This is a genomic window from Mesorhizobium sp. CCNWLY176 (genome assembly GCF_037153935.1).
Lineage (GTDB): Bacteria > Pseudomonadota > Alphaproteobacteria > Rhizobiales > Rhizobiaceae > Mesorhizobium_M > Mesorhizobium_M zhangyense.
This window is the reverse complement of the sequence record NZ_JBBBDZ010000019.1, coordinates 57,209-70,723: the sequence shown is the minus strand read 5'-3', so window position 1 is coordinate 70,723 and position 13,515 is coordinate 57,209. Positions and strand designations below refer to the sequence as shown.

The following is a 13,515-nucleotide window of genomic DNA, read 5'->3' as shown; positions in this document are numbered from 1 at the left end:
CTGTCTATTCGGCTTCCTGTATGCCGATGCTGTAGGAACAGCCGGCAAGCGTCTTGCCGGGATGAGAATCGACGGTCGAGACATTCACCGAAATGCGGGTCTGGAACCGCATGCCGTTATCTTCCTCGGTCTTGTCGACGAGGACTTTCTCGCCGAGGAACTTTTCGGGCGTCGAGATCTCGGGCGTGATTTCCAGTTTCTGCGCCATCTCCGCCGGCGAAATGCCGTCGAGAACCGCCATGGGTCCGGAGGCAGTAAAGGCGATCGTATCGGTTTCCTGGCCGAAGACGCTGACCGGGGCGGGCAGGCGGTACTGCTTCAGGAAGGGATTGCCGGATTCCGTTTCCTGCCAGTCAAGCGTGCTGGATGTGTCCGTTTCCGCCGCCAGCCAGAAAGCAAAAACATTGTAAGTTTGAACGTCGGCCCGGCACTCGATGAGCGCGGGCAGATCGAGCGTCGAAGGGTCGAAGCCGGCATCCTGGGCCGATGCTGGTCCTGCCATAAGCAGGCAAAACGTCAGACATCGGCCAGGGCGCATGGGTCTCACCCGCGCCGGTCGCGCGCGGCGAGCGTGCGCAGGCGCAGCGCGTTGAGCTTGATGAAGCCGGCGGCGTCTTTCTGGTCGTAGGCGCCCTGGTCGTCCTCGAAGGTGACCAGCTTGTCGGAATAGAGCGATTTCGGGCTCTCGCGGCCGGTGACCATGACATTGCCCTTGTAGAGCTTCAGCGTCACTTCGCCTTCGACATTCTTCTGGCTGAGATCGATCGCCGCCTGCAGCATCTCGCGCTCGGGCGAGAACCAGAAGCCGTAATAGATCAGCTCGGCATAGCGCGGCATCAGATCGTCCTTGAGGTGCGCGGCACCGCGGTCGAGCGTGATCGATTCGATGGCGCGGTGTGCCGCCAGCAGGATCGTGCCGCCCGGGGTCTCGTAGACGCCGCGCGACTTCATGCCGACGAAGCGGTTCTCGACCAGATCGAGACGGCCGATGCCGTTGTCGCGGCCATAATCATTGAGCTTGGCCAGCAGCGTTGCCGGCGACAGGCGCTCGCCATTGATGGAAACCGCGTCGCCCTTCTCGAAGCCGACCTTGATGACCGTCGCCTTGTCGGGTGCTGCCTCCGGCGAAATGGTGCGCATATGGACATATTCCGGCGCTTCGACTGCCGGGTCTTCCAGCACCTTGCCCTCGGAGGAGGAGTGCAGGAGGTTGGCGTCGACGGAGAAAGGCGCCTCGCCCTTCTTGTCCTTGGCGACCGGGATCTGGTGCTGTTCGGCGAATTCGAGCAGGTCGGTGCGGCTCTTGAACGACCAGTCGCGCCATGGCGCGATGATCTTGATGTCGGGGTTCAGCGCATAGGCGGAAAGTTCGAAGCGGACCTGGTCGTTGCCCTTGCCGGTGGCGCCGTGGGCGATGGCGTCGGCGCCGGTCTTTTTGGCGATTTCGACGAGATGCTTGGAAATCAGCGGGCGGGCAATCGAGGTGCCGAGCAGGTAGACGCCTTCATAGACGGCATTGGCGCGGAACATCGGGAAGACGAAATCGCGCACGAATTCCTCGCGCACGTCCTCGACGAAAATCTCCTTGATGCCGAGCATCTCGGCCTTCTTGCGGGCGGGCTCGAGTTCCTCGCCCTGGCCGAGATCGGCGGTGAAGGTCACGACCTCCGCGCCCAGCTCGGTCTGCAGCCATTTCAGGATGATGGAGGTATCGAGACCGCCGGAATAGGCGAGCACGACCTTTTTCACGTCTTTCCACTTCGACATTTTCTGATCCGGTCCTTCCAGTCGCGGAAAGGCCACGGCGGCGCTCCGCTTTCGGCGGGCACTATTAGCAGGAAAGGCAAAGCGGGCAAGCTTTGCGGGGCGTGAATCGCGCTGGCGCCGCAATCTGGTTTCGGCTAGCTTGCGCCGTTCTCAGCCGGGCCCGAAAAGAATGTCCTTCATTCCCGATACCGCCATCATCATCCAGTTCGCCATCGCGACCTTCATCATCGCCATCACGCCGGGTCCCGACATGACGCTGTTTGTCGGGCGGGCTCTGTCAGAGGGCAGGGCAGCCGGCTTTGCCTGCATGTTCGGGGCGATGAGCGGCATCATCATCCATACGGCGCTGGTGGCGTTGGGCCTGTCGGCGCTGATCGTCGCCTCGCCGCAGGCATTCCTTGCGCTGAAGATCGGCGGGGCGGGCTATCTGGTGTGGCTCGCCTATCAGGCGATAAGGCACGGCTCGGCGTTTTCGCCCGACATGACGAAGCGCGCACCGCGCTCGCTGTTCCAGAACTGGGCGACCGGGCTCGGCATCAATCTGCTCAACCCGAAGATCATCCTGTTCTTCATGACCTTCCTGCCGCAGTTCGTCTCCGCGCATGACCCGCACGCGCCGGGAAAGCTGTTCTTCCTCGGCGTGCTGTTCATTCCGCTGTCACTGCCGCTGACCGTGCCGATGGTCATCGCCGCCGACAAATTCGCCGGGCTGTTGAAGAAGAACCCGACGGTGACGCGCATCGTCGACTATCTGTTTGCCGGCGTGTTTTCGGCCTTTGCGCTGAAGATCCTTACGGCGCAGGCGAAGTAGGCGGGGCTTTTCTCTCGCTGCGCCAGCTCCCGGCGGAATTGCCTGCGACCAGCCAGTAGGCGATGCCGCCGACGAGCCCGCTGCCGATGAGCAGCATTGCCAGGCGTGGATCGTCGAGACGCAGCCAGTAGGGCTCTAGCCCCTCATTCACATCGACCTGCCATGTGCCGGAGAGCAGGATGCCGACAAGTGTCAGCGCCACGCCGCCACCGCAAAGCGCATGGGTCAGCCAGTCGCGCTTGCCGAGAAGCTCGGTGAAGGTGATTGCGATCATCGCGGGGAAGAATGCGTAATAGGCGACGAACAGCGCCATGAACGGAATGGTGAAGACAAGCGATGCGCTGGCGACCGGATCGCCGGGAGGGGCACCCAGCGCGCCCAACGCCAGAACATTTAGGAAGGCGCTCGCCGCCAGCGCTGCACCGACATAGCCGATGAGGATGACGAACAGCCGGCCGAGGATGAGTAGGATGCCGGTCATGATGTTGCGCCCTCCGGCGAAGCATCGGAAGACCCGTGGGCAACCAGCCAGAAGCTAAGCCCTCCCAGGAAGCCACCCGGCAGGCAGAACAAGGGCAGGCTGCTTTGCAAAAATGACTCTCCCGTCTCCCCGTTGAATTGGAAAAAGAGTTCCAAAAACAAAAAGGCCGGCAGAACGTTCAATGCTCCGGCGATGGAAAAGAAAAGCCAGTGACGCCGCTTGGAAACTCTCGCCACATACAGAGCGAGGATAAAACCCGGCAGCGCCGTGGGAAACGTGAAAATCAGCCCCGTCGCCATTGCGCCCGTGAGGTCCGACGCGGAACCGATAGCGCTGCCCTGAAGGAGGAAGACAGCAACAAAAACAGCGGCAAATACGGCGCAGACATAGCCCAGCGAGACAAGCGAGGCTCGCCTCAAAGTCGATGCAAGCCTCACTCGCCGTGCCCGGCGATCATCATGGCTTCGAGCGCGAGGCGCTCGGTCTTCTTCATGCGCTCCGACTCCGACTTCAGCTGGCCGCATGCGGCAAGAATGTCGCGGCCGCGCGGGGTGCGGATCGGCGAGGCATAGCCGGCATTGTTGATGTAGTCGGCGAACTTCTCGATCGTCTCCCAGTCCGAGCACTGGTAGTTGGTGCCGGGCCACGGGTTGAACGGGATCAGGTTGATCTTGGCCGGAACGCCCTTGAGCAGCTTGATCAGCGCCTTGGCGTCGTCGATGGAATCGTTGACGTCCTTCAGCATCACATATTCGAAGGTGATGCGGCGCGCATTGGACAGGCCGGGATAGTTGCGGCAGGCGGCGATCAGCTCCTTCAGCGGGTACTTCTTGTTGATCGGCACCAACATGTCGCGCAGATCGTCATTGGTGGCGTGCAGCGAGATCGCCAGCATGACGCCGATCTCCTCGCCGGTGCGGAAGATTTCCGGCACGACACCGGAGGTCGAAAGCGTGATGCGGCGCTTGGACAGCGACAGCCCGTCGCCGTCGGAGGCGATCAGGAGGGCCTTCTTGACCTCTTCGAAATTGTAGAGCGGCTCGCCCATTCCCATCATGACGATGTTGGAGATTTTTCGCCCTTCCGCCGGAACGATAGCGCCGTCGGGTGTGTCGCGGTCGGGGAAGTCGCCGAGCCGGTCGCGCGCCGACATCAGCTGGGTCAGGATTTCTTCCGCCGTCAGGTTGCGCACCAGCTTCTGCGTGCCGGTGTGGCAGAAGGAGCAGGTCAGCGTGCAGCCGACCTGGCTGGAAATGCACAGCGTGCCGCGCCCCTCCTCGGGGATGTAGACGGTTTCGATCTCGACCGGACGTCCGGCGCCGCGCGGCGGGAACCGAAAAAGCCATTTGCGCGTGCCGTCCGAGGAAATCTGTTCTTCGACAATCTCGGGGCGGGCAATGGTGAAATGCTCAGCGAGGGCTGCGCGCAGGTCCTTCGAGATGTTGAACATATGGGCAAAGTCGGAGACGCCGCGCACATAGAGCCAGTGCCAGAGCTGCTGGGCGCGCATCTTGGCCTGCCGCTCGGGCACGATGCCGGCGGCAACCAGTGCCTCGGCCATTTCGGCGCGCATCAGCCCGACCAGCGAGGCCTTTGCTGGCGTGGCGGCGCGGGCGCGCAATGCGTCGCGGGTTGTGTCTGCGGTGAGATCGAACGAAAGAGCCATGATACCGGTAATCGGGGTTGATGCGGTCGCGACGAGGCGATCCTTTGCGCCGCACATATCACGAGATCGCGGCGGCGTCACGGCCCCGCAGATGGGGAGGCTATGCGGCGTTTCCAAGGCGTGCGGCCAGAGAGGGCGTCAAATAAGCCTGCCTGATCGGCGATGCCGGCCAGGTGGGGACGAGGCTTCCTAAAAGAAAAGGCCGGGCGCTTTCGGTCCGGCCAGTTGGAAGTGCTGAAAAGATAGAGCGCTTACTTGCAGGTCGCGATCGACGAAAGTGCCGCCGAAATGCCCTTGAGCGAGAAGACGTAGCTGGTCGGATTGCCACGGCCGGATTTGGCGGCGATCTTCATGTCGGCACCGCCCTTCATGGCGGCGATCAGCAGCGGCTCCTCGGCGGCGTTTTCCACCCAGGCCGATTTTCCGCGCGTGAACATCGAGAAGGATTTGTCGCCGACCGTGACGGTGACCTTGGAGTTCGCCTGGAAATCATAGGAGGCGATGAATTGCGGCTCATAGGAGATCGACTGGCCGGGGCGCTGGCTGACGAAGAAGAAGATATCGCCGTGATCGAGCGTGGCCGGCTGCTTGTCGGTCGGCACGGTCAGCACGTAGCAAACCTTGCCGTTGTTGGCCTGGTAGCTGTAGGTGCCCCAGGCATTGTGCTGGCCGATCTTGGTTGCCGACTGGGCAAAGGACGGCGCCGCGCCCGCGACCAGAATGAGGCTCGATAATAGGACAGTCAGTCGGCGCATTGTTTTTGGTTTCCCTGTATTTCGCATTGTGGTGCGCAAGCAGGCCGGTCCGCCCTGCCCGTTTGGGTTCATTTTGATTTAATCTGGGTTACCAAAGGGTGAATGTTCCCTGAAAAAAGGATCATTACCACCAAAGGTATAACCGCCTCGCGCATGCAAGCCTCGCCGTCGAGACCTGCTAGCACCGTCCCTTGGTTGTGGTTGAAGACCACGAAAACGGCAAGAATTTGACTTTTCTTTTCAGGCTGCAATCTGGATGTCAACGCCGCTGCCCGCAACGTCCGGCCGGTCAGTCCAGTTCTTCAAGGGCTTCCTTGGCGGCAAGGCGATGCGCCGGGGTGATGTGGGCGCGTACGGCGGCAATCGCGGCCGACAGCACCGCGATGTCGTCGGTGAAGCCGAGGCCGAAGATGATGTCGGGAATGGCGTCGGTCGGCAGCACGAAATAGGCGAGAGCGCCGAGCAATATGCCCTTGGCGCGCAGCGGCGTCTTGCTGTCGAGCGCGCAGTAATAGGCGGCTATCACGTCCTCCATGAAGGGGACATGACGCGCCGCGCGCTTGGCGGTGTGCCAGAATCTGTCGCGGACGCGCTTCTCGTCGCCGCGCAAACCGTTGGTGTCGAAATCTCCGGCCTTGGCCATTCCGTTACTCCTGTCGCCCGGAATGTGGGAAAGCGTGAAGGGCTGCGCAAGAGATAGGGGTCAAAAACCGGTGGGGCTCCAGCCTTTAAGCCCCGCCCAGCGCCGTCTGCGTGGCCTCGCTCTCAAGTTTCTGTCTGGCCATTTCGCGCTTCCGTGCTATCGCTTGTCGGTTCTTATCATAGTGTCGGCACGATGATCGCAAAGTCCCAGACATCCATTCTTTTCGTATGCCTCGGCAATATCTGCCGTTCGCCGCTGGCCGAGGGCGTGTTTCGCGCTGTGATTTCCGAGCGCGGCGTTGCTGACGACTTCCTGCTCGACTCTGCCGGCACCGGCGGGTGGCATCAGGGCTCGGCGCCAGATCCGCGTTCGGTGGCGATCGCGGCCGAACATGGGTTGGACATTTCCGCGCAGAAGGCGCGCAAGGTAGTGTCGGCCGATTTCCAGCGCTTCGATCTTATTCTCGGCATGGACCGTTCGAATGTCGACGATCTCAGGCAAGCCGCCCCGCCCGAGGCGCGGGACAGGGTGCATCTGTTCCTCGACTTTGCCGGCGGCAAGGGGAATGATGTTCCTGATCCCTACTATGGCGGCGCGGATGGTTTTGGCGATGTCTACCGCATGATCCGCGATGCTTCGGAATCACTGGCCGACAGGCTGGAGCGTGAATCGACGCCCATCAGCGGCCAGGCCTCTTCGACGATATAGGGTCCGCCGCCGACCGAATCGCGCGACGACATCAGCACGAAGCGGCCGACCTTGAAGGGTATGGTGGAGAAATTGCCGCGCGCCGAAAGATATTGCGCGACATCCAGCGGGCTGGTGTTGCGTAGCCGCGCCAGCGTGACATGGGGCGAGAATTTGCGCGGGTCGGCCGGTACGCCGAGGCGCTGGCAGATGCGCTCGATCTCGGACTGAAGCGCGTAGAGATCAGGCGAGGTCTGTACGCCGGCCCAGACTGCATGCGGCTTTTTCGAGCCGAAGGCGCCGACGCCGGAAAGCTTCATCTGGAAGGATGGTCGTCGGACCCGGTCGAGGGCATTGGCGATCTCGTCGGCGACGTGGCCTTCGATGTCGCCGAAGAAGCGCAGAGTGAGGTGGTAGTTTTCAACGTCGATCCAGCGGGCTCCCGGCAGACCTCCACGCAGCAGTGAAAGTGAAAGCGCTGCGTCACGCGGGATTTCGAGGGCGGTGAAAAGTCTTGGCATCGCTGCCTCCCCGAATCGAACTCTTGATGTCTAGCGAATCACCGATCCGCAATGTGAGCAAGCTGTTTGTTTGTCGTGTCGGTTGGATGACATTGTCATCAACATGGTTGATCAGGATTTGTTCGCATTGGCCGAAATCGTCTTCTCGACCACCGGCAGGATGCGTTCGACCATGCGGTCGACGCCGGCGGCGTTGGGGTGCATGCCGTCTTCCAGCAGCAGCGTCTTGTCGGCAGCAACACCGTCGAGGAAGAACGGGTAGAGCGTGGCACCGTATTTTTCGGCAAGCTTGGGATAGATCGTGCCGAACTGCTCGCCATAGACGTGGCCGAGATTGGGCGCTGCGACCATGCCGGCCAGAAGCACCGGCATATCGCGCTCCTTGAGCCGCGCCAGCATCTTGTCGAGGTTCTGTTCGACGATCTCAGGGTCGATGCCGCGCAGCATGTCGTTGGCGCCAAGCTCCAGTATGACAAGCTGCGTGCCGTCGGGAATGGACCAGTCGAGGCGGGAAAGGCCGCCGCTGGTGGTGTCGCCGGAGACGCCGGCATTGGTGATCACGACATCGTGACCATTGTTGCGTAGCGCCTTTTCAAGCTTTTCGGGAAAGCTCTCGCCGGGGTTGAGGCCATATCCGGCCATAAGACTGTCGCCGAAGCCGACTATCTTGAACGGTTCGGCCCAAACAGGGCCTAGCGCCGTGAAAAAGGCAAGAGATGCGGCAAAGAGCGCGAAAGTCAGATGTTTCAATGCCATGTATCAAAGCCCATATGACGAATAAATTCCTGCCCGTTTCATTTCCATATAGGACAGATTTGCCGTGACAGAAGCCGTCATCGACCTGAAAGATGTTTCGCTGACACTGGGCACGGGGGCATCCTCCGTCCATGTGCTGAAGGGCGTGAGCCTGACGGTGACGGCGGGCGAGGCCACCGGGATCGTCGGGCCGTCCGGTTCCGGCAAGTCGACGCTGCTGATGGTTCTGGCCGGGCTGGAAGGGGTCGATTCGGGAACGGTACGAATTGCCGGCGAGCTTCTGAATGGCAAGAGCGAGGACCAGATCGCGGCGTTTCGCGGCCGCAATGTCGGCATCGTCTTTCAGTCCTTCCATCTCATTCCCAACATGACGGCGCTGGAAAATGTCGCTGTGCCGCTGGAGCTTGCGGGAAAGCGCGATGCCTTCGCCATCGCCGAGCGCGAACTTGCGTCGGTCGGCCTGGCTGACCGGGTGACGCATTATCCGGGCGAGCTTTCGGGCGGCGAGCAGCAGCGCGTGGCGATTGCCCGGGCGCTGGCGCCGGAGCCACGCATTCTCATTGCCGACGAGCCGACCGGCAATCTCGACCAGGCGACCGGGCGGCAGATCGCCGATCTTCTGTTCGCCAAGGCCAAGGAACGCGCCATGACGCTGGTGCTGGTCACGCATGATCCTTCGCTTGCCGCGCGCTGCTCGCGTCAGGTGGCGATGCGGTCGGGACGCATCGAGGCCGAGCCGCCGCTTGCTGTTGTTTCGGCCTGAGGCGGGCCGCTGATGCCGTTTTCGCAAACCCTCAAACTCGCAATCCGTTTCTCGCTGCGCGAAATGCGCGGCGGGTTTTCCGGCTTTTTGATCTTCCTCACCTGCATCGCGCTCGGCGTGGCAGCCATCGGCGGCGTCAATTCGGTGGCGCGGTCGATCACGGCGGGCGTTGCCAATGAGGGCCAGTCGCTGCTCGGCGGCGACCTGCGCTTCCAGCTCAACCAGCGCGAGGCGACTGCCGACGAAAGCGCCTTCCTGAACGGGCTCGGAACCCTGTCGGAAAGCGCCAACATGCGCTCGATGGCGCGGCTGGAGGACGGCTCCGACCAGTCGCTGGCCGAGGTGAAGGCCATCGACGGTGTCTACCCGCTGTTCGGCGCGCTGGTGACCGAACCGGCGCTGTCGCGCGATGCGATGTTCGGCGAGAAGGACGGCGTGTTCGGCGCTGCCGCGTCCGATCTTCTGTTCGAGCGGCTTGGCCTGAGGCTTGGCAGCCGCATAAAGCTTGGCACCGCCACTTTCGAACTGCGCGCAAAAGTCACCACCGAGCCGGACGCGGTTTCGGAAGGGTTCGGGTTTGCGCCGCGCCTCATGGTATCGCTGGATGGCCTGCGCGCCTCCGGCCTGGTCCAGCCCGGCAGCCTGGTCGAATATGCCTACAAGGTGCGGCTGGCCGACGGCAGCAGCGAGGCAGCCGTGACTTCGGTGCGCGAGGAAGCGACGGAAAAGTTTCCACAAGCGGGCTGGAGCATCCGCACGCGCACCAATGCGGCACCTGCGCTCTCTTCCAACATCGAGCGGTTTTCGCAGTTCCTGACGCTGGTCGGGCTGACGGCGCTGGTCGTCGGCGGGGTTGGCGTCGCTAATGCCGTGCGCGCCTATCTCGACGGCAAGCGAGGCGTCATCGCCACTTTTAAGAGCCTCGGTGCTTCGGGCGGCTTCGTCTTCACTGTCTATCTCGTGCAGATACTGATCATCGCCGTCATCGGCATCGTCATCGGGCTGGTCGTCGGCGCGCTGATGCCGTTTGCGGCGAGTGCCGCACTTTCGTCCGTCATTCCAGTGCCTGCCGAAGGCGGCATTTATCCAGGTGCATTGGCGATGGCTGCGCTGTTTGGCTTGCTGGTGACGCTGGCCTTTGCGCTGCTGCCGCTCGGCCGGGCGCGAGACGTGCCGGCAACCGCGCTGTTTCGTGAAATGGGGTTCGGCGGCGGTGGCTTGCCGCGCCGCATTTATGTCGTCGGTGCTCTCGGCATTGCAGCCCTTCTGGCGCTGCTCGCCATCTGGTTTTCGGGTGACCGGCGCATCGCGGCGATCTTCGTTGGCGCGACGATCTTTGCCTTCATCGTGCTGCGCAGCGTCGGTGTCGGTGTGCAGTGGCTGGCGAGGAAAAGCCCGCGCCTGCGCTCGACGGCGCTCAGGCTTGCCGTCGGCAACATCCATCGCCCCGGCGCGCTGACGCCGTCGGTCGTGCTTTCGCTCGGCCTTGGCCTGACGCTGCTGGTGACGCTGGCGCTGATCGACGGCAATCTTCGGCAGCAGATCGCCGGCAGCCTGCCGAAACAGGCGCCGAACTTCTTCTTCGTCGATATCCAGAGCACGGATGTCGATGCCTTCTCCGCGCTGGTCGAGAAGGAAGCTCCTGACGGCAAGCTGGTGCGCGTGCCGATGCTGCGTGGCCGCGTCATGGCGCTGAACGGCGTCGACGTGCAGAAACTGACGGTGCCGCCGGCGGGCGCCTGGGTGCTGCGCGGCGACCGTGGCCTGACCTATGCGAAGAACCAGCCTGAAAACTCGACGCTGAGCGCCGGCACATGGTGGCCGGAGGATTATTCGGGCGAGCCGCTGGTGTCCTTCGCGGCGGAAGAAGCCGGCGAGCTTGGCCTGAAGCTCGGCGATACGGTGACGGTCAATGTGCTTGGCCGCAACGTCACGGCAAAGATCGCCAATTTCCGCGAAGTTCAGTGGGAATCGATGGGCATCAATTTTGTCATGGTGTTTTCGCCCAACACATTTGCCGGCGCGCCGCATTCCTGGCTGGCGACGCTTTTGACGCCGAATGCCGACAGCGCCGAGGAGACGCGGCTGCTCAATGCCGTCACCCGCGCCTTCCCCGCCGTGACCACGGTGCGCGTCAAGGATGCGCTGGAAGTGGTGAACCGCATCGTCGGCCAGCTCGGCACGGCGATCCGGGCGGCGGCAAGCGTGGCGCTGATCGCCTCGGTGCTGGTGCTGGCCGGCGCGCTCGCCGCCGGCAACCGCGCGCGGGTCCATGATGCGGTGGTACTCAAGACGCTGGGCGCGACGCGGCGGACGCTGATTGCCGCCTTCTCGCTCGAATACATGCTGATCGGCCTGGCGACGGCGGTTTTCGCGCTCGCTGCCGGCGGCGTTGCGGCGTGGTTTGTTGTCGCACGAATCATGACGCTGCCGTCGAGTTTTCTACCCGAGGTGGCGGTGGCAACGATCCTGATAGCGCTCACTGTGACGGTCGGCATCGGTCTTATCGGCACCTGGAGAGTGTTGGGACACAAGGCGGCGCCGGTGCTGCGGAATCTGTAGCGGGCCGGCCTGTCAATCGATCGAAGGAGCTAGGCGCCGCTAGTCCTGATGGCGAAAAACGACATTTTTTGCCTTTTTCGTGCGATCACGAGGCATTGCGGCGTGTAACGGGTCTTGTTCTCGTCAAAAAGAATCATCATATTTGCCGCAGGCATGCTGGAGTCCCGCCAGCGGCGCCTGGGTTCATTTGAACCTGACACCCGACGGGGCAGAAGCAATAGAGGAAATCAATGGCTGACCTTCGCAACTATCAGACGCATGTCGCGAACGCGGGCACCCGCGCCGACGGCGTCATCGACGAGGGCCTGCGCGCCTACATGCTCAAGGTTTACAACCTTATGGCGCTTGGGCTCGCAATCACCGGTGTGGCCGCTCTCGCCACCATGATGATGGCGACCACCAACGATCCGGCGACCGCTGTCGCCACACTTGCCAACGGCAAGATGCTGACCAGCCTCGGCGTGGCCCTTTATGGCTCACCGCTGAAGTGGGTCGTCATGCTCGCTCCGCTCGGCATGGTGTTCTTCCTGAGCGCCCGTATCCAGTCGATGAGTGTTTCCGGCGCGCAGACCGCGTTCTGGGTTTTCGCCGGCCTGATGGGCCTGTCGCTGTCGTCGATCTTCCTGGTCTTCACGGCACAGAGCATCACGCAGACCTTCTTCGTGACCGCCGCCGCCTTCGGCGCGCTGTCGCTGTTCGGCTACACCACCAAGCGTGACCTGACCGGCATGGGCACCTTCCTGGTGATGGGCGTGTTCGGCCTGATCATCGCCATGGTCGTCAACATCTTCCTGGCGTCGCCTGCCCTGCAGTTCGCCATCTCGGCGATCGGCGTGCTGATATTCTCCGGCCTCACCGCCTATGACACGCAGAAGATCAAGGAGATGTATTTCGATGGCGACGACGTGCTCGTTTCCGGCCGCAAGGCGATCATGGGCGCGCTGACGCTGTATCTCGACTTCATCAACCTGTTCACCTTCCTGCTGCAGTTCCTCGGCAACCGCGAGTAATCGCGACCACCGCTGGACCAGCAACAAGACCGGGGCGGCCCAAAAGGCCGCCCTTTTCTTTTGTCTCGACGCCTGCTTTTATTCGTGCATGTCAGTTCGAGTGCGTAAATTATGAGCAACATCAATATCCGGGCGGCAGAGCCATCCGACCTCGATTCGATAACGGTGATCTACGCGGACGCGGTCGATCATGGCACGGCGAGCTACGAGCTCGAGCCGCCGTCACGCGCCGAAATGGGAGAGCGATTCGCCAGCCTGCGGGCCGACGGCTACCCCTATGTCGTTGCGGAGGAAGGTGGCCGAATCATCGGCTATGCCTATGCAGGGGCCTTCCGCGCCCGTCCGGCCTACCGCTTCATCGTCGAGAATTCCATCTATGTCGCGCCCGAAGCCAAGGGCAAGGGCGTCGGCCGGGCGCTGCTTGAACGGCTGATCACTGAAGCGACCGCGCTCGGCTTCCGGCAGATGATCGCCGTGATCGGCGATGGCTCGCCGCAGAGCCCGTCCGTCAGGCTGCACGAAAAACTGGGCTTCATCCATTCAGGCAGGCTGGAAGGGTCGGGCTACAAGCACGGCCGCTGGCTCGACACGGTGTTCATGCAGTTTCCGATGAATGGTGGTGCCGAGCTGCAACCCGATCCGGACTCGCTGCCGGAGCGGAAATTCCGCGGAAAAGCGTAGCGAAATCAAGCTTCTACGAGTTTCAGCGTCTTGTCGAAGACGCCGAGGACGCGGGCAAGTTCATGCCCGCGCTTGAGGATCAGGCCGCCGGCTGCGACGACGCTGAAGGCGCCCTGCTTGCGGGCGAGCTTCGGGTTCTTGACGATCTGGAACAGCGGTGTCTCGCTGGCGCGCCGGAATACCGAGAATACGGCGCGGTCGGGAAGGCGGTCTATGGCGTAGTCGCGCCATTCGTTTGCGGCGACCATCCGGCCGTAAAGACGAAGAATCTGTTCGAGCTCACGCCTCTCGAAGGAAACCGGTAGCTCCTGCCGCTCGCGCCTGGCCTCGTGAAGGGGAATCAATATTGCTGATTCCTGACCATCCTCCGCTCCACCTCCGCGATCGGTCATGCAGCTTAACCTTCCGTGAC

The 13,515-nt window shown here is 62.4% G+C and carries 16 protein-coding genes; 6 read left to right on the top strand and 10 right to left on the bottom strand.

Annotation, left to right across the window (positions count from 1 at the left end):
- Positions 1–4: 4 nt before the first annotated feature.
- Complete coding sequence (locus tag WBQ96_RS24905) at positions 5–502, bottom strand: hypothetical protein (RefSeq protein WP_336554934.1); 498 nt, start codon at positions 500–502, stop codon at positions 5–7.
- A 41-nt stretch (positions 503–543) separates the two neighbouring features.
- Positions 544–1,767 carry an argininosuccinate synthase gene (locus WBQ96_RS24900; RefSeq protein WP_336554932.1) on the bottom strand — a complete coding sequence of 408 codons (1,224 nt, stop codon included), beginning with the start codon at positions 1,765–1,767 and terminating at the stop codon, positions 544–546.
- Between the two features lie 169 nt (positions 1,768–1,936).
- Here WBQ96_RS24900 and WBQ96_RS24895 point away from each other — a divergent pair, with 169 nt between their 5' ends.
- Entirely contained in the window at positions 1,937–2,578 is a 642-nt protein-coding gene (locus WBQ96_RS24895; protein WP_119814236.1) for a LysE family translocator, read from the top strand.
- Here WBQ96_RS24895 and WBQ96_RS24890 read toward each other — a convergent pair.
- The 5 genes from WBQ96_RS24890 to WBQ96_RS24870 all read right to left on the bottom strand — a co-directional run bounded on the left by WBQ96_RS24890 (position 2,559) and on the right by WBQ96_RS24870 (position 6,123).
- The gene (locus WBQ96_RS24890; RefSeq protein ID WP_336554929.1) at positions 2,559–3,059 is read right to left on the bottom strand and encodes a hypothetical protein; all 501 of its coding nucleotides are present in this window, start codon (positions 3,057–3,059) and stop codon (positions 2,559–2,561) included. The genes WBQ96_RS24895 and WBQ96_RS24890 overlap by 20 nt on opposite strands.
- Positions 3,056–3,496, bottom strand: coding sequence for a hypothetical protein (locus tag WBQ96_RS24885; RefSeq protein WP_336554927.1), 441 nt, complete (start codon positions 3,494–3,496; stop codon positions 3,056–3,058). The genes WBQ96_RS24890 and WBQ96_RS24885 overlap by 4 nt, the downstream gene beginning before the upstream one ends.
- On the bottom strand, positions 3,493–4,725 hold the full coding sequence (gene rlmN, locus WBQ96_RS24880) for a 23S rRNA (adenine(2503)-C(2))-methyltransferase RlmN (protein WP_336554925.1): 1,233 nt from the start codon (positions 4,723–4,725) through the stop codon (positions 3,493–3,495). Before rlmN ends, WBQ96_RS24885 begins: the two co-directional genes overlap by 4 nt.
- A 251-nt stretch (positions 4,726–4,976) precedes the next feature.
- Complete coding sequence (locus tag WBQ96_RS24875; RefSeq protein WP_442920890.1) at positions 4,977–5,507, bottom strand: invasion associated locus B family protein; 531 nt, start codon at positions 5,505–5,507, stop codon at positions 4,977–4,979.
- 262 nt (positions 5,508–5,769) lie between these two features.
- Positions 5,770–6,123: a YkvA family protein gene (locus tag WBQ96_RS24870; RefSeq protein WP_336554922.1), complete on the bottom strand. Its 354-nt coding sequence runs from the start codon at positions 6,121–6,123 to the stop codon at positions 5,770–5,772.
- A 192-nt stretch (positions 6,124–6,315) separates the two neighbouring features.
- Between WBQ96_RS24870 and WBQ96_RS24865 the strand changes: the two genes are divergently transcribed.
- The gene (locus tag WBQ96_RS24865) at positions 6,316–6,831 is read left to right on the top strand and encodes a low molecular weight protein-tyrosine-phosphatase (protein ID WP_336554921.1); all 516 of its coding nucleotides are present in this window, start codon (positions 6,316–6,318) and stop codon (positions 6,829–6,831) included.
- On the opposite strand, the gene thpR is transcribed toward WBQ96_RS24865, so the two are convergent.
- Together thpR and WBQ96_RS24855 are read right to left on the bottom strand one after the other, a co-directional pair.
- Positions 6,738–7,331, bottom strand: coding sequence for an RNA 2',3'-cyclic phosphodiesterase (gene thpR / locus WBQ96_RS24860; RefSeq protein ID WP_336554919.1), 594 nt, complete (start codon positions 7,329–7,331; stop codon positions 6,738–6,740). The genes WBQ96_RS24865 and thpR overlap by 94 nt on opposite strands.
- A 111-nt stretch (positions 7,332–7,442) precedes the next feature.
- Positions 7,443–8,087, bottom strand: a complete 645-nt coding sequence (locus WBQ96_RS24855) for an arylesterase (protein ID WP_336554918.1) — start codon at positions 8,085–8,087, stop codon at positions 7,443–7,445.
- A gap of 64 nt (positions 8,088–8,151) precedes the next feature.
- Between WBQ96_RS24855 and WBQ96_RS24850 the strand changes: the two genes are divergently transcribed.
- The 4 genes from WBQ96_RS24850 to WBQ96_RS24835 all read left to right on the top strand — a co-directional run bounded on the left by WBQ96_RS24850 (position 8,152) and on the right by WBQ96_RS24835 (position 13,103).
- A complete protein-coding gene (locus WBQ96_RS24850; RefSeq protein ID WP_336554916.1) occupies positions 8,152–8,850 on the top strand; it encodes an ABC transporter ATP-binding protein in 699 nt (232 codons plus the stop codon).
- Positions 8,851–8,862: 12 nt separating this feature from the next.
- Positions 8,863–11,412, top strand: a complete 2,550-nt coding sequence (locus WBQ96_RS24845; protein WP_336554915.1) for an ABC transporter permease — start codon at positions 8,863–8,865, stop codon at positions 11,410–11,412.
- Between the two features lie 230 nt (positions 11,413–11,642).
- Positions 11,643–12,422 (top strand): Bax inhibitor-1/YccA family protein, encoded by a 780-nt coding sequence (locus WBQ96_RS24840; RefSeq protein ID WP_165117924.1) that lies wholly within the window; start codon positions 11,643–11,645, stop codon positions 12,420–12,422.
- Positions 12,423–12,533: 111 nt separating this feature from the next.
- Positions 12,534–13,103 (top strand): GNAT family N-acetyltransferase, encoded by a 570-nt coding sequence (locus tag WBQ96_RS24835; RefSeq protein ID WP_336554911.1) that lies wholly within the window; start codon positions 12,534–12,536, stop codon positions 13,101–13,103.
- Between the two features lie 5 nt (positions 13,104–13,108).
- Here the strand turns inward: WBQ96_RS24835 and WBQ96_RS24830 are convergent, their stop codons facing one another.
- Positions 13,109–13,495 (bottom strand): DUF2794 domain-containing protein, encoded by a 387-nt coding sequence (locus tag WBQ96_RS24830; RefSeq protein ID WP_119814261.1) that lies wholly within the window; start codon positions 13,493–13,495, stop codon positions 13,109–13,111.
- Positions 13,496–13,515: the final 20 nt, after the last annotated feature.